The 16,841-nt window shown below is 65.8% G+C and carries 6 protein-coding genes; 2 read left to right on the forward strand and 4 right to left on the reverse strand.

All coding sequences use genetic code 11. The annotated features are described in order from the left end of the window. Positions 1-28 precede the first annotated feature (28 nt). The 3 genes from ACODSO_RS22005 to mobF form a co-directional block, all read right to left on the reverse strand. Positions 29-7,528 (reverse strand): helicase-related protein, encoded by a 7,500-nt coding sequence (locus ACODSO_RS22005; RefSeq protein ID WP_489038796.1) that lies wholly within the window; start codon positions 7,526-7,528, stop codon positions 29-31. A 65-nt stretch (positions 7,529-7,593) separates the two neighbouring features. Further along, positions 7,594-8,232 carry a hypothetical protein gene (locus ACODSO_RS22010; RefSeq protein WP_489038797.1) on the reverse strand — a complete coding sequence of 213 codons (639 nt, stop codon included), beginning with the start codon at positions 8,230-8,232 and terminating at the stop codon, positions 7,594-7,596. 183 nt (positions 8,233-8,415) lie between these two features. Beyond that, positions 8,416-14,220: a MobF family relaxase gene (gene mobF, locus ACODSO_RS22015; protein ID WP_489038798.1), complete on the reverse strand. Its 5,805-nt coding sequence runs from the start codon at positions 14,218-14,220 to the stop codon at positions 8,416-8,418. 172 nt (positions 14,221-14,392) lie between these two features. On the opposite strand from mobF, the gene ACODSO_RS22020 reads away from it, so the two are divergent. Further along, positions 14,393-14,671 carry a hypothetical protein gene (locus ACODSO_RS22020; protein WP_489038799.1) on the forward strand — a complete coding sequence of 93 codons (279 nt, stop codon included), beginning with the start codon at positions 14,393-14,395 and terminating at the stop codon, positions 14,669-14,671. After that, positions 14,668-15,318 carry a M48 family metalloprotease gene (locus ACODSO_RS22025; RefSeq protein WP_489038800.1) on the forward strand — a complete coding sequence of 217 codons (651 nt, stop codon included), beginning with the start codon at positions 14,668-14,670 and terminating at the stop codon, positions 15,316-15,318. The genes ACODSO_RS22020 and ACODSO_RS22025 overlap by 4 nt, the downstream gene beginning before the upstream one ends. A gap of 142 nt (positions 15,319-15,460) precedes the next feature. On the opposite strand, the gene ACODSO_RS22030 is transcribed toward ACODSO_RS22025, so the two are convergent. Next, complete coding sequence (locus ACODSO_RS22030; protein WP_489038801.1) at positions 15,461-16,723, reverse strand: hypothetical protein; 1,263 nt, start codon at positions 16,721-16,723, stop codon at positions 15,461-15,463. Positions 16,724-16,841 lie beyond the last annotated feature (118 nt).

Here is a 16,841-nt window from a genome sequence, read left to right on the forward strand (position 1 = left end):
ACCGATATCCGATCGAAACGGACGTCCCTCAGCGGTCGAGACCCTGGTCACGAGACTGGCTGGAATCTTCGATCGACCGACGAGAGCTATCACGCTTCTTCTCCGACTGCCGGTTCAGCATGGATTTCAGCGACGGTGTCGCCGGCCCCGCGTCGGTAGCGTGCTCAGCGGTGGCCGATGCCTCTGGCTCCGACTCCAGCTTCTTCATGGCGTAGTCGGCCGCGAACCGTGCCGAATCACGGCGTTCTTCGAATCCGGATTCGGAGCCGTTGACGCCGTTCCACGCGGTCCAGTGCCAGGTACGGTCCGTCCATTGAATGGCCGCTCCGGGTGCGCCGCTGCCACGATCGGCCCCTTGCTGAAAGCGTGATCCGTCGGGCGATTTCGGCTTCCACGGATCCTCTGCCCTCCGGGCGTCGCGGCCTGCTTGCCCGGCCGCCCATTCGTCAGCGAAGTCGCGCATACGATCCGGCACGGACGCCACGAGCGCTGTCCGACTGCTCTTTTGGGCCTCAGCGTGCGCTGGCGTGGGGTTGAGGTCCAGGCTCCATTTCGGGTACAGCCCTTGTGCTCTGCGGCGGTCGAGATCTTGGCCGCGTTCGGCGAGCGCTTCGGGTGAGTTCTCGCGCGAGTTGACGTCGGCTTTCAGTTCGGCGAGCTCGTAGCGGGCTTGGGCGAGTTCCTCGGTGCGGGTGAAGACCCGATCCTTCTGCGCCGAGAGTTCGGATAGTCGTTCGGCGACGTGTTCGCGTTCGGAGTGTGCGTCGCGTGCTCGGGTGGGGAGTTCTTTGACCATGTTCCGGATCTGCTGAAGGATGCCTCGCGCGGCCGTGGCGCTGGACATCGCTTCGGTGACTTTGCGGTGGTCGACGTACCGTTTCGGCCCTGCTGCGATCGACAGCTCGAGATGGTCGTTGACCAGGCGGTGACGGCCGTCGATGGAGATGCCGGCCACGCTGGCCAATGGGGTGGAGCGTCCGCTTTTGACTGCCCTTAGGTCGATATAGGTGGTGCGCAGGACGGTCTGCAGCGCGTCGACGAGTGATTCGTGATCGTCGTCGGCGATGGTTCGATCCCCGATGGTCAGCATCTTCTCGCTGCGATCGTCGATGTCGAGCCAGGTCGCGGCCAGCGAGGCGTGCTCGTCGACAGTGGGGGCGTCTGCATCGAGCCGTGCCCCGGCCCGGTCAAGTCGGTCGATCGCGGCTCGACGTGAGGCGTTGGCGTTGGCGATCATCGTCTGCTCCGATTCGAGCGCGTCGACGTGGGCTTGTTGCTCGATTGCCCGCACGTAGACGGGGTCACCGGTCGCGGCGGCCTTGGTCTGCGCGGCCGACAGCGCGATGTCGCCGCCGACGTCCTCCATCGTGTCGGGCACGTCGTCGGTACGTAGCTGCTGCACGGAGTGGGCTTTGCGTTCGATGATCTGCCACATCGTCGCGTCGTAGGAGCGGCGGGCGACGATGTTCACCACGTCGACTTCCGAGTGGACGTTGCCCTGCCGGATGATCCGGCCGAACCGTTGCTGCATGTCGGCCGCGGTCCAGGCCGGATCGAGGGAGATCAGCTGCTTGAGCAAGCGTTGCGCATTGACGCCGGTACCGAGTTTGGGTGTCGAGCCGATCAGCACCCGAACCTTGCCGGCGCGGCAGTCCGCGAAGAGCTGCTGCTTTTGTTTCGGCGTCGGATAGTCATGGATGAACGCGATCTCGGATCTGCTCATCCCTTTGTCCACCAAAGCTTCTCGCAGTCGGCTGTAGAGGCTGCTCTCCCCTGCCACACCGGCTTTCGGGGTGCCCCGGTCGCAGAAGACCATCTGGAAGACACCGGTGGCGTCGGGGCCGTGGCGATCGGCGGGGGTGAACAGATCTCGGTTCTCGGTGTGGGTCTTGAACAGCAGATCCGCGGCCACCGCGACGCGGTCGTGCTCGGGCTCGGGTTCTGCCAGTTTCGCCAGCGTCGGGTGCAGGGACGCGTTGCGGCCGTCGTTGGAGATCTTCAGCGCGTTGTCGACGTCCATGCTCCGTCCGGACGTCGCCGCCATCCGCTCGTCGAGATCGAACATGAAGTCCCGGACCTGCGGGGCGAGATCGAACTCGACGACCAGCGGTTTCCCGGTCCGCATCCGGGGCAGCTCGACCGGGATCTGGTCCTCGGTCACCACGTCACGGAACTGATCGACCATGCCGATCAGTTGCCGCAAGTTCTGGTACTCGGCCATGCGTGAGATCGGACGCAGGGAGGTGCCGGTGATGTTCATTTCGACGGTGGTGCGCTGTTTGGCAAACGTCTGTGCCCAGGCGTCGATGTGGCCGATGCCAGCGGCGTCGAGCAGATCCGGACGCAGGTAGCGGTTCATCACCCACAGCTCGCTCAGCGAGTTGCTCACCGGTGTTCCGGTGGCGAAGGCGATCGCCTTGGCCGGTGCATCCGGTTGGCCGGCTTCGATGTTGCGCAGGATCGCCCGGTCACGAAGCCAGCGAGCTTTCATTTCCAGGTCGGAGGCGCGTTGCGATCCTTCCGGCAACGACAGATCCGCCGAGTTCGAGGTCCGCGCCAGGTTCTTGTAGTAGTGCGCCTCGTCGACCCACAGGAAGTCGCACCCGGACTGCTCGAACGTCAGGCCGGTGTCCGATGCCTTGGAGGTCACCAGTTTCTGCTGCTTGGCCTGCTCGCGTTTGAGCACGCGTTCGATCTGTTTGACCGTGTGCTCGCTGCCGGTGTCCTTGGCTCGTTCGAGGCCGTCTCGCAGCTCCATCAGCCGGGTCTCGATGTAGGCGAGTTCGGTGTCCTTGCTGACCCCGATCAGCTTCATCACCGATTCGGGGACGATCACCATGTCCCAGTCGGTGACCGCTGTTTGACCGATGAAGCGTTGGCGGTCGCGGGGACCGGATAGGTCGCCGCCGACGAGCACTTTCGCGGCTGGGTAGGCGTCCCGGACTTCGGCCGCCCATTGGTCGACGAGATGGTTCGGCACGACAACCCAGGGCTGGCGTTTCTGGCCCAGACGCCGCATCTCCATGCAGGTGATGGTGATGGTGAGCGTCTTGCCCGATCCGACGCAGTGATCGAGCAGGATCGTCTGGCCGTGCGTCAGACGTTGCTCGGCCTGGCGTTGGTACCAGTACGGAATGTAGTTGGGATTCAGGCCCGGATACTGCTTGTGTTCGGTCTCGAATTGGGGTTTGACGAAGCGGTTGAAGCGTTCGTTGTAGACCTGTTTGAGGTGCTCGTAGCGCGCCGGATCGGACCAGAGCCATTGCACGAACTTCTCTTCCAGCCGCACTGCTCGGTTGCGCAGGTCGGTGGTGTGTTTGGGGTGGAAGCTCGGTTTGGGTTCGTGCTCAAGCTCGCTCTCGGTCTTGGGTACCTCGACGGGCTTGTTGTTGGCGATGGTCTCGAACAGGTGCAGACCGGAGTAGCGCCCTGCGATACCCCACGGGTCCTCGTAGCCTTGCGGATCGAGCCAGTTCGGGTCGATGCTCGCCTCGAACTGCCAGGTGGCGTTCACGGCGGCGTAGGAGACGGACAGAGCGTCGGGGTCGATCCCGAACTCGGCCACCAGGAACTGTTTGTGGGTCTCGACGCCGACCCATTCGGCACCGGGCCGCACACCGATGCGCGCGGGATCGGCGTCCGGTGGAACGAGCGCTTCGAGTGCCTCGACGACACCGGAGTAGACGTCGGGGTTCTCCGCTTCTGCAACCCGGGCGTGCGCGAGTTTGCTGCGTACGTCGCCGGCGAGGAACTGGCCGGCAACCTCGTAGACGTCGGGGTCGATCAGCGAGGGATAGATCTTGCCCCTGGCCTGCTCCAACGCGTCCTCGACGTCGGTTCCAAGTAGTTCGGCGATCCGCTCGGGGTCGATCCGGCCGCTCTCGTCGAACGCGATGGCGATCGCTGCATCGACGCTGTCGGCGCTGGTGGCGCGTTGAGCGACGAAGGTGACGTCGGTGTCGAAGATCGAAGTCTTGGTCGCGAGCTGGGTCTCGTCGTCGAACAATTCCAGCGAACGGACCATCGCTATGCGCGGGTCGTAGCTGATCGCTCCCTGAAGGTGATAGCGGCTCTTACGAGGCCCCTGCGCCGGGGTGCGAGCCTGCTCGAACAGCTCTTCCGCCACCTCGGTGGGCATCTCACCCCGGTACGGGGGTAGATCGAGTTCGGCGAGCTCGGCCGGATCGATGCCTCGTTCGATCGCGTTCTGCTCGGCTGCATCGATCCGCCACTTCTTTTCCAGCGCGGCGAAGTTCTCGGCGGTCTTCTCCGGACTGTTCTCGGCGGCGGCGTTGGTCCACTTGAATCTGTTGATCGAGCCGTAGCGACTGGTGTAGTCGGTGTACTGCCGATCGAGCTTCTCGCGCAGCACGCGCCGCTGCTCGGTGGTGGAGTCCGAGCTGCGGGCACCCTCACCGATCTCGAGCACGGTGTCGCCCATGGCGAGCAGTCGCTGCCACTGATCGTTGATCTCGCGGCTCTTGGCGGGAGTGACGACCCACCCTGCGCCGACCTGGTACTGCTCCCAACGGCTGGTGGGTGCATCGAAGCGCAGCGTGCCGGGGATGGTGCCGGAGTCGGTCCCTGCATCGGTGAACAGGCCTGCGTCATCAAGTTCGTTGTGCTGGGAGCGTTCCGGTGCACGCGCGGTCAACGCCAGATCGGTGTCGAGCGCGTCGTCGATGATGGTGCCGAGAGTGCGCGAGAGCACCTCCGGCAAGGATTGAGATTGCGGCGCAACTACTTTCAGCGTGGCCGAGGAGTACATTCCGCTACCGACTTCGAGGTTGCCCAAGACACGGTCACGGTGCTGGTGGAAGTAGCGATTGAGATACACCGGCGCGGTGTCCTCGCCCTTGCCGGTAGGCAGCACGACTTCACTGACCTCGAGCCACTGTTCGGTGTCCGCGCTCATCGTGCGCTCGTCTTCTCGCCGGCGGAAGATCAACACGTCGGTGAGCACGTCCGTTGCGGCTTGTCGGCGATGCGCCGCCGATGGGAGCCGGACCGCGCCGACTAAATCTCCGAGCGCGGCCATCTCCCGTCGCGCAGCCGGGCGTACCGAATCCGAGGTGAACGCGCTGGTGATGACGGCGACGTACCCGCCGGGTGCGGTCAGGTGCAGGGACTTGATGATGAAGTGGTTGTGAATCGAGCGGCTGTTCGGGTTGTGGATGTCGTCGTAGACGGGATAGTCGCCGAACGGGACGTTGCCGATCGCTGCGGTGAACACTCCGTCGGCGGCGAAGGATTCTTCGAAGCCATGATTGCGGATCTGCTGATGCGGATACAGGTGGTGCGCGATGGCGGCGGTGATCGGGTCGAGCTCGACGCCGACCATGCGGGTTCCGGCGGGGGCCAGACCGACGAAGTGACCGCTGCCGCAACCAGGTTCGAGGACACGCGCTGCGGCAGGCAGACCAGCACGTTCGACTGCGCGCCACAGCGCTGCGGTGATGGCGGGGTCGGTGTAGTGGGCGTTGACGGTGCTCAGCCGCGCTGCGGTGTATTCCTGGTCGCTGAGCAGGGTGCGCAGCTCGGTGCGCTCGTGTTCCCATTCGTCCTTGGCGGTGTCGAAGATCTGCGGTACCCCTCCCCACCCGGACCAGCGTGCGAGCGTGGCCTGCTCGGTGGGTGTGGCGGGACGTCGCCGGGATTCGAGTGCGCGCACGACGGCGAGTGCATCGAGATTGGCGCGTGCTCGGGCCTTGGCTCCGGACGGTGCAAGGACATCGGTTCCGAGCACGAAATCTGTTGCTTCGAAACCTGATTCGGATGCATCCACTGCGCCGAACCCGGAACCTAACGGTTCCCGGCTGCCCTGCTCCGGATCACCGGCCGCTGCGTCGTCGTTCTCGGACGCGGCAGCGTCGATGATCTCGGTTCCGGCGAGCTCGCTGGTGACGGGAAGGTCGACGACCGCTCCGGTCTCATGCTCGCCCGCGACAGTGGCAGTGACGGCCGCATCGCTGTCGTGCTCGTCCGCGACGTCGTCGTCGAGCTGAGGTGTCGCGTGGTCTGCGTAGCGCTCGGCGGTGGCCTCGCTGATGTAGACCGTCGATCCGTCGGGTCTGCGCGCGGGGATGAGGCTCTTGCTGCGCCACAGTGGGCTGGTGAGCGGTTCTCCGCTCTCGTACTGGGGTACCGAGATCGGCTGCTCCGTCGGCGCGGAAGTGTCCTCGTCCGGTGCGGAGTCGCTGCTGGTGGGGGTGTCGTCGCGTTCGGTAGCGTTCGCGGCCCCGGCGCCGGAGGGTGCCGGCGGCTCGGATGCTGGTCCGGTCGCGGCAGGCTCGGCTGCTGCGGAGTCGTATCCGCGGATGAAGTCGCTGCGGATTCGGGTGGCGTCGTCGCTGTCGGAGGGCAGTGCGGTGAGCGCGGCGCCGACGACTGCGTCGGCGGAGGGATCCGGCGCAGCGAAGGGTGCTTGTGGGTCGTAGGAGCTGCGGCCGCGCTGCTCGAAGTCGGTGATCGCGGCGGCGGCTGCCTCGTCGAGCTCTCTCTGGGCTCGGTGCTGGCGTGCGGATTCGTCGGTACCGATGTCGTCGGAGTCGGTGGCGGCGTGCGGCGTGCCGCGGTGGGTCCGCCACAGGGCCTCGGTCAGCTCGTAAGGCAGGGTGTCGATGCGCTCGGTGTCGGTCAGCAAGGAGCGAGCGGCGGCAGCGAGTGCGGGGTCGGCGGTGTTCTCGTCGACGACGTCCGCGAGAACGGTGAGCGCGAGCGATCGAGTTCTTCCCAGGGCCCAGTCCTGGAACTGGGGGTAGGTGTTCGCGGTGGATTGCGCAGCCTCGGTCAGTTCGGCGTCGGCGCGGACGGCGGCGTCGAGGCGCTCGGCCAGCACGGCGTCGGCCGGTTCGGTGATCTCGAGGTCCGGTTCGGTGGTCTCGACGAGGTCTGGCTCATTGGTCTCGACGAGGTCTGGATCGGTGGTCTCGACGAGGTCTGGATCGGTGGTCTCGACGAGGTCTGGCTCGGTGGCTGGACTGGCGGGCGCGGTGACGGTGTCGCCGGATTCTTCCAGCGCTTCGGAAGTATCTGTGGGAGGGGCGATCTCGGACGGGTCTGCTTGTGTCGTCCGGTCGGTGGTGTCGGCGTCGGTGCCGGTCTCGCGCAGGAGTAGTGGTAGCTCGCCGGCGAGGATGGCTTTGATGGCGCGGTCGGCGTCGCCTTTGGTCAAGCGTCCGTCGACGGGGTCGTCGGGGAGCCCGGATCGGGCGAGCAGCGTACGCAGGGTGACCAGTTGGCGGTGAGTGGCGGGATCGTTCGACCAGGTCGGCGGTGTTCGTCGTTGTGCGGTCTCGGCGCGTGTGACGGCGCTTTGGTTGATCGTGGCCGGGTCGATTCCTGACGCTCGCAGCTCGTTGACGAGTTGGCCCTCGGCGCGGCGTGCGCTCTCGTAGTCGGCCAGCAGCCGGGTGCGACGGTAGGACAGGTCCGAGATTCGCTGGGTGAGTGACTCGATCCCGTCGGTGTTGCCTTGTTGCTGTGCGCGTTTGAGCGCGCGGGTGGCGCTGTCGAGGTGCTGGCGCACACGACCGCCCTTGTGCAGGATGTCCGTTGTCTCTGCGTGGGCGGTGACCCACCGTGCTTGCAGGGTCAGAAGGGCGTCGTGCCGGGGTTGCGTTCGATCTCGGCGTCGATCATCGCCGTCAGTGTCTCGGCGATCGGGTCGGTCGCTGTCGTCGGTGTCGGCTGATTGTCGTCGAGCCTCTGTTGGATCAACGCCTGCGCGAGGAGCAGGAATCTGCCCGGCTGGCCCATCCACACCCGATCGACGATCCTGCTGGCCAGCGGTGAGATGTCCACCGACAGCGTCGTCCAACGATTCTCGTCGCGGCTCTGTTGCAAGGCCTGCAGGTGGTTCTGACGTTCGTCCTCGATCAGGGTGTCCGTCTCGGTCACTCGCTGGTAGATCTCCTCTGTCACCTGCGGGTACAGGTGCTCTTCGAGGATCTTCGATCGTGCCGACTGCCACGCGGTGTTCATCAAGGCCACGGTCGTCGGGTAGTCCGGCGTCACGCCCGGATTCTCCTGACGCCAACGATCCATCAGAAAGCCGTGTGCGCTGTCTCCGACCGTCTCCTCCACCAGCTGTGTCAGTCGCGCTGCTTCTTGTTCGATCTGCTCCTCGCGGCGCTGCTCCGAGAGCGCCGGATCGAGCCCGATCCACTCCCCCCAGATCCTGCGTACCTCGTCGCGGATCTTCAGATCCACGTTCACTTCCGGATCCGACATCGTCGGTCCCCTCTCCGATCGAAAACAGTGCTGGTTGATCTTGGTTGTCACGCGCCATGTCCGCTGAGCCCCCGCTCGGTGTGTGGTGTGAGAGGAAAATGTACCCATCCGGCACATACGTCGGGTGTGCCCGCCTGCCCCGTCTGGCATCTGCTCCACGGTGTTGTTCCCTTCGTCCCTCGTTCAGAGTTCACGTCCACGGTCCTTTCGTGTTCCGGTCTCGGGTTCTCGGTTCGGGCCTTTGGTCTTGCCTGCGTGGTGTGCCCGTAGGCGTTCGCGGACGGCGTCCTCGGCGGCGCGTTCGGTCTCGGGCAGGCCAGCTCGCCGTTCGAGCTCGCTGCGGTAGCGGGCGAGGGCGGTGGCCCCGTTCTCGCTGGGATTGAGCCGCTGGTTGAGCATGGTCTGCTTGAGCTTGGACCTCAGCTCCGTGGTGCCCGTCTTCATCGCCTTGGTTCCTCCTGCGATCCGCTCTTCGATCGCGTCCGGATCGAGGTTCGTCTCGCCCGATTCGACTGCGGTCGCTGCGGTTTCGGCGCTGGCGCTGTTCGGCGGTTCGGTGTTCACCTCTGCTGTGGGCATGTCGGGATCTGCCACCTGTGCGGTAGCCGGGGTCTCGGCGTCGTGTTCGGCAGCATCGACATCGACCGCACGCGGATCGCGCGACGGCTGCGATGCTGTGTACGCCGGATCGGACAGGGCAAGGCGCGGTGCGGTGCGGTCCGGCGTACTGCGTTTCGGCGCAGGGTCTTTCAGTGCGACAGTGGGGCTTGCACGGTCGACGTCGGGTCGGGTGAGGGTCGCGACCTGTCCTGGCCGGTCCGACTCGGGCGGTGCCGCCGGCGGCAGCGGTGTGTGTTCGGCGGCGTCCGGAGCGTGGGTGTGTGCCTCGCTCATTTCCGCGCGCAGCACTTCGCCTTCGAGCCCGCGGACGGTGCGTCGAGCATCGTCGACCGACATCAAGTCGATGCTCGACGCCGTGTCGCTCACGACATCGGCATCGGCGGTCGTGACGACGTTCTCAGGGCCTCCCGCGGCTTCCTCGAGGGCGGTCTGTGCGGACGTCCAGCGCTGACGTGAGTCCGCTTCTGCGTAGACGGCGTTGTCGCGAAGGGTCTCGGTCAGGGCGAGATCGGCTTGCACGCTCAGCGATGTACGCACTGCCTCGATGTGCGCGAGATCGGTGTCCTCCCCTGTCGACGCGGTCCGGTCGGCGTCGGCTGCTGCTGCGGCCGCCGACCTGGTCAGCTCTCGTAGGCGTGCGTCGAGGCTTTCGAGTTCGTGGGCGGCGTCGATCCAGTGCGCGTGTGCGTCCTGGGCTGCGAAGTACAGCGGGCGCAGTGCGTCCGCGCGGGTGCGAATCTCGACGATCATCGGGATGGCCGCGGTCATCGCCGGTCCCCGGCCATCGAGGTAGGCGCGCCACAGCTCGTTGCTGTGGGCGCGTGCCTGGGCCAGCTCTGCATGCAGAGCAGCGACGCGGTCGGCGGGGGCGATGTCCTGGTGTTCCGGGCGCACCATGCGCAGCGAGTCCAGCGACTGCGCGAGCATGTCCCAGTCGGTGCCGGTGTCGTAGGCGAGATCCGGAGGCGGCATGTCGATGTCCGGGTCCGGCGGTACGTCGGCGTCGGTCAGCTCGGGGTAGAAGTCGTCGTCGAGGACGACTTCGGCCATCGGTGCGCGCTCCGAATCGGGCGCGCTCGTCGCGGCGTCCGTTGCAAACGCATGCGTATCGCTCTTGCCTGCGGACGCTGCCGCTGCCTCTTCGTCGGCGAGGTCGACCAGTTCGGTCTCGACGTCCGGGAAATCGTGGTGGGTGTACTCGTGGTGAGCCAGTGCGGTGATCCGCCACGCCAGCGCCTGGGTGAGCTCGTCGGGACGTAGTACGTCCTCGGCCTCTCGTGCTTCGGTGAGCAGATCGCGCGTGAACGACAGCAGGGCTTCGGGAGTCCAGCTTTGTGCGGTCTCTACGGCAGCGACCAGCGACGGCCATGCGCTGTCGCTGCGGATCAGTCGGGCGGTCTCGTCGCCGAACACCACATCGAGGGCGGGAGTCCAGTGCGGGGCCAGGTGCTTGCCCGGTGTGGTGGCGTCGAGGGTGGCCGGGCTCAAGGTCCGGGACAGTCGCCACCACAAAGCAGCGGCGGGCATCTCGTCGGGCAGTGGCCGGTCGCCGGTGACCGAGCGGACCAACGCTGGGACATCGAGTCCGGCGCGCCGTGCCGTGGTCAGGCGTAGGGCGAGCACCGGCCAGAACGGATCGGTGAGGATTCGCGGTTCGATCTTTTCCGCCAGCGTCTTCCATGCATTGGTGGCCGCGTGCGGCGAGCCGATGACTCGTGCGGCGCGCTTGTCGAGCCGGGTCTGGTGTCGACGTGGGGCGACGGCGTACTGCGCGGGCCCGGTGGGGCGTAGGTCGATCTCGTCTACGCCGCGGGCAGCGCGGAAGACTGCGAGTTCACCGGCGAGGTCGGTGTGCTCGAGGAACGGCCGCGCCCACACCGGGGCGGTCTCGCTCGTCCAGGACTGCGCGTGGTCGTCGACGTCGGCGGCGAGGGAGGTGACCAGGTCGGAGCGGGCCGTCAGGTATGTACCCCACGTCGGATCTGTTTTCAGTGCAGGCGGGATGGCGGGTAGCCACGGCAGCGGACCCCGGCCGCCGGAGTGTGCACCGCTGGGGTCCAGTCGCCAGTCGAGGACGGCCGCGACGTCGACGGCGGTGTCGAGTTCGCGGTGACCGGCGGCGCGGGCGAGTGTGGCGATGGGGTCGGTGCCGACGACGGCGAGGGTGGCGAGGTGTTTGCGCAGCACGGGCCAAGCGTCGGCGTCGGTGACACCGGGGACGATCTTCTCGGCTTCGGCGTCGATCCGCGCCATTTCTTCATCGCCGGTGACGTGTTCGGCGGCGGTGCCCAGCGCGTCGTCGTACGCCGACGCTGCGATGGACAGTCGTTGCGCCGGATCGGCCAGTCGGCGTGCGGCGGTGGTGGCCGATTCCTGTGCGCCGTCGCGTCCGAGGATGCGGGTGAACAGATCGACCGCGGTTTGCGGCGATATTGCGCCGGGGGTGATCACGGAGTGCTGATCCCCGTCGAGGGCGGAGCCGAAGTAGAGGTGGTTCTCGTGGCGGCCACGGGTGGCGGCGACGTAGGCGAGCTGCCGGGTCTCGCTTCCGCTGAGAACGGTGTGGCAGGTGTCGGCGGTGATTCCTTGAGCGCCATGGATGGTGCGGGCGTAGCCGAGGTCGACGTTCTCGGCGACGTAGTCGGCGGGCAAGGTGACCGTGCGCTGGTCGCCGATGCGGCGCACGCGCAGGGCGCCGTCGATGCGGACTTCTTCGATGATCCAGCGGCTGCCGTTGCGGACGAAGTCGGTTGCTCCGACCACGATGCGGCGATCGTTGCGGCGGGTGGTGATCACGTCCCCGACCGAGGCCTGCAATCCGTCGGCGAGGGTCACTTCGCGGCCGATGATCTTCTTGTTTGAGGCTGCGAGTCGATCGGTGCGTGCGCGCTCGTTGAGGGTGCGGACCGTCTCGCGGGTGGGTGCGAGCATCACCGCGTCGAGGTCGTTGTCGATGTCGCGTTGCCACGCCGAGTAGGCCTGGTCTTCGGCCGCGACGATGTCTCCGACGTGGACTCGGTTGTTGTCGATGTAGAAGCCGATGGCTTCGGGGTTCCCTGCACGTAGGTCGAGGGAGGCGAGGCCTTCGGCGTTGTCTTCGAATCGGACGACGTCGGTGAGGGTGATCGCCCCGGCGGTGGTCGCGATGTCGCGCAGGACGCCGCCGGCTGCGACGGAGGCGAGCTGTTGGTCGTCTCCGACGAGACGGATGCTTGCGCCGCGGTCGAGGAAGAACTGCACGGCCCGGTCGAGGTCGGCGGTGGAGGCCATTCCGGCTTCGTCGATGACGACGAGTGAGGTCTTGTCGATCCGGTCGAACCACTCCGGGACACCGACGACGTCGCCGGGTTCGGCGTCGTCGAATTCGCGGAGAGTGTGGACGAGTTTGCCGAGCGTGTCGGTTGTCGCGTCGAGGTCGCCTTCGAGTGCTGCGGCTGCGGCTGCGGTCGGGGCCAAACCGAGAACATGGCCACCTTCGGCTTCCCATGCGCTGCGCAGGACGGCCATGGCGGTGGTCTTGCCGGTGCCGGCCGGTGCGAGCGCGAGTTGTAGGCGATCGCCGGAGGTGGCGAGTTCGCGGACCATCTGGGCTTGGGAGGTGTTGAGGTCGAACTTGTTGGCGGCGTGTTCGAGCAGCGCGAGGTCGACGGTCAGTGCGTCCACGGTCCGGCCACCGCCGAGTTGCGCGGCCTGCACGAGTCGGTCTTCGGCGGCCAGGATCGCCTCGGAGGTGTAGAGGCGGGTGCCTTCGGTGGTGTAGACACTTGCACCGTTGCTGCGCCGCAGGATCTCTGGTTCGTCGAGTTCTTCGACGGGGCCGAGCGAGACCGAACGCTGGGGTGACAGTGCCGCTTCGGTGACAGCGGTGATGGCGCGTTCCATCTCTGCGCTCGGTACCGACTCCGCACGCACGATCCGCGCTGCTTCGGCCCGCACATGCCATTCCTGCCACCGCGCGCGGCTTTCGCTGACCACTGCCAGTGCCCGGTCGGCGCTCTCGGAGATCCACTGCGCATCGACTGTTGCGGCGGTGCGTACGCCGCCGTGATCGTGGGTGGTGCGTCGAATCATGTCCGAGAGTGCACGTTCGGTGCCGAGTACCTCGATCGCTTCGCTGCGCCAGGCGACACGTTGTTCGGCGAGCGAGCGTGGTTCGTGTTTCGCTTCGCGGGTTTCCAGGTTTGCGCGTTGGTTGAGCTTGCGCGCTTCGACCGGTGTGGGTTCGCGTCCGAGCTCGCGCTGGAACTCTGCGGCCAGTTCACCGCGCCGGATGTCGATCATCCCGGCGCGGGAGGACCACCGGGCGGCGAGATCGGCGTCGACACCGACGATCTCGCGGATGGGGCGCTTGTTCGGATCGGTCCCCGGGCGTTCGGCGAAGTCGACTCCGAGACGTTCGCGCAGGTATCCCTCCAATCGGGTGTTGTAGGTCTCGGAGATCGCGACCATCGCTTTGTGCAGTGGTCGCCCGTCGACCGCGAGCCACTTGTCCTGGCCTTTGACCTTGACCTTGTTCGAGATCGCGACGTGGGTGTGCAGGTCGGGTTCGCCGGCGCGGGAGTCGCGGTGGGTGAACGCTGCGGCGAGCATCCCTTCGGTGTCGACCTGCTGCACTCCGTCGGTGCCGAGGCGGGTGAGCAAAGCGTTGTTCTCGAACCAGTCGAGGGCGTCGGCGACGGCGTCGTGGTGCGCGGCTTCGATGGCTTCAGACATCTCCCGCGGCGCGAGTGCCCACAGTGCGCTGACCGATTTCACCGGGCTGAAGGTGACGTCGTATCCGGCGACGGCGGTGGTCTTGGCGCGGGAGTTCTTCGCGACCCATCCGCTGAGTTCGCGGTCGTCGAGCGGATCGCGGCCGAGTTCGCTGTGGAACATCTCGCGGGCGATGTCGGTACGGATCTGCGCGCGAACATCGTCGTCGATCGCGGCGTGCGCGGGCACGCCGTGGGCGGTGTTGTGGTCGGCGAATGCTTCCCCGACGGCCTTGCGGAACTCGGTGACCCCGGCGTGAATTCGAAAGGGGTTGCCGAGCTTGGTCTCTCGCAACGCCAACAGTGTCGCGTTCTTCTTGCTGGCACCGTCTGCGACGAGTTCGGCGACCCGCTTCTTCTCCATCGCGGTGGCGTCGGGGTGCTTGCCTTCACCGAACAGGGCGAGCATCTGCTCTTCGGTGACCTGATCCCCTGCCCCAATGGAATGCAGCGAGGGAAGGCCCGACCCGGCCCAGCGGCCCGGCGATTCGCCTTTCGAGGAGTAGTAGTCCGCGAGGGTGTCCCGGCCACGTGCGGTCGCGTCGTGCGCGGCGACCTGCCGGATCAGGTACATGTACCCGTCCCCGGCGGTCAGCTTGTGCATCGTCGCGGTCACGAACGACAGCATAGCGTGCGTTATCGTTTCGTTATCCTGAATGCAAGAGGTCTGTAGGGCTTGATCTTGGTTTGGGGCGGTGGCAGGGTGTGGGGAACGGTCAGGGCCTGAGGCGGTGGGCCTGGGGACGCTGGTGGCAGGCCTGAGGGTCGTGTCGGGAAGGTGGTGCGCGGTGGGTAGGTCGCGGGATCGAATCTCCGCCCGCGTCGCTGTGCGTGCGGCTGCGGCGGCGAAACTGGCCGACGCGGCGGCATCGACCCGGCCGATGGTGGTCTCGTTTCATGCGGCGCACGCCCAAGCGATGGCTGCCGAACAGGCCATGGCATCGGCACTGATCGAACTCGCCGGTGAAGTCGGCGGTATCGAGGCCGCCGCTTCGATGGTTGGTGTGGAGCTCGACTCTGCGCATGCCTTGTTGACTCGCGTTGCCTCCGAACGAAGTCGCGAGTGACTCCCCCGGTTGCGGGCGAGTCGTCGACCACCGATGGCGAACGACAGGTGTGGACGCGGCGAGTCGGAGAAGTCGCGGCGTTGCTCGGTCAACCTCTCCCCCCGGCTGTCGAGTTTCTGCCGGGACCGTTGGGTGTCGGTGCGCAGTACGACCACGGAACCGACACGGTCCGAGTGACCGATGGATGGATCGCAGCCGAGCCGGATCCGCATTCACTCGCTTCGTCGTCGCTGCTGGCGCACGAGTTAGGTCATCGCGAGGACGTGGTGCGCGTCCGGCGGGCGCGGCAGATGTACTTCGTGGCGTTCGTTGTGTTGATGGCTGCGTTGGTTACGTCGATCGTGATGACGTTGCTGGCGACCGAATTCGACGTCACCGCCGCGCCAGTGGTCCGTCAGTGGTGGTTCGTTCCAGCGTCTGTTCTGTTTTTCGGCGGTGCACTGATTCCCGTGTTCGCCGCGTTGAGTTGGCCGCGCGAGTTCTACGCAGACGACGTCGCGATACGACAGTTCGGTGCCGGCGGCGTCGCTGCATGCCTGGCGGTGTACGCCGCGCACAACCCCCGGCGACGGGCCTGGCCGTCACACACTCACCCCTCGCACCGAATGCGACTCGCGCGCCAACGCCGACAAGCCAGGAGACGTTAGGTGGTCAGTGCACCGTGGCCGATAGAGCCGGGTTGTCTGGTCCTTTCCGGGCTTCGGTTGCAGATTGTTGCGCAGGCAGTCGTCGCCGAATTGACACGTGAAGTGCACTGGCGACTTCGCGGTAGATCTCGCGCCGATTCCGTCAGTCGTAGACTGGCCGCGCATTCCACGCTGATCTGTAACTCTCGGCGAAGGACGTCGCTTCGACCGGGATTTCTAGAGCTGGTCCGGTGTGGGAGTCACCGTAGCCTTGTGCGGTCACTGTCCATTCGGCGGTCAGAGACGACGTCGTGTGGTCGACGGCACGCAGGATGAGAATGTTGTCGTCGCTTCGCCACGCCGGGTGTGGCCGTAGGTGTTTGAGGTCGACGGTGATGGTGAGTGTTTGGTCGTCTGTGTTCTCCCATGTAAGGGGTGCGCCGGCCAGTTGTAGGCCTGTGCGGTAGTCCATGGCCGGGCTCGGTATGAAGGCGTCGAACAGCGGCTTGCTAGGCGGGGCGAACGGCGTGATGAACTCGTTCTGGTCGAAAGCATCGCGCTCTTCCCAATCGAGTCCTTGCGCGCCCTTGATCGTGACGATGACCTGAACGTCATTGAGGAAGACGCGCCCGACGTTCCGTAGGCGCAACCGAACGCCCGACCATGCGATGGCAGCCAAGTAGTGCTCGCTCTCGGCCCAACCGTCTTCCACCTCTTCGGCCCACTCGTCCAAACGATTGTCGAGCTGCGCTCTGGTTCTCGGCTGCGGGTTGTCGTCGAGTCCGAACACATTCGGCATGTAGATAGGTGGGATACCCAACGGTGAACTCTTCCTTGCCTTCGCGTCGGCTTCGTCGAAGCGCTTGCGCTCCTGATCGCCGATGACTGCGATCAGCTTCGATCTCGCATCATCGCCATCCGAGAAGCAGCGGGCCGGTCCGTCAATTGACAGTTCGACATCGATGGGAAGTGCGTCAGCCTCGATATCGAGATACTGCTTTCGGATCTGGGCCATTGCGGGCCGGTCGATGACGTGCATGGTTCGTTCGAGATGGTAGAGCTCGACCTCGATACCGTCCCCGAGGTCTTTCAGGTCGTCTCGCTGGCCTAGGGTCAGCTCCTGGTTGGTGACGAAGACGAAACCCTGCGAGCCGTGCTTCTTGGCGCCGGCGAGATCCTCGGTGAATTTCTTCGTGATCTTGCCGATCGACTTCTGTCCCCTGGGGAAGTACACCCCCATCACCCAGCTCGATCCATCCTTGGTCGCAACGGCATCTTTACCGCCGTCCTTCCCGCCGAGCGGGTGTGAGGGATCGATGCCTTCATATCCCTCGGCACCGAGAACGTGCGCAGCGAGCCGTTCGGACGACGTCTGGCCGTGAGTCCATTCTCGGAGACGGAACCAGGTTTCGTCGGTGCGCGTCATCTACAGGGCCTCTCGATCTCGAACAACATGCACTCGTGAGACTAGCTATCCGCCCTCGTGCAACTCGCCAGATCGACTTCGTGTTCCATCGTCTCGATCGCGGTAGTTGACGTTGTAG

The sequence above is a fragment of the Rhodococcus sp. FG69 genome, assembly GCF_057808915.1.

Excerpts from the sequence above, each read along its gene's own strand:
- ACODSO_RS22010 (WP_489038797.1), bottom strand. The coding sequence starts at position 8,232 with ATGTCGGATCCGGAAGTGAACGTGGATCTGAAGATCCGCGACGAGGTA.
- ACODSO_RS22030 (WP_489038801.1), bottom strand. The coding sequence starts at position 16,723 with ATGACGCGCACCGACGAAACCTGGTTCCGTCTCCGAGAATGGACTCAC.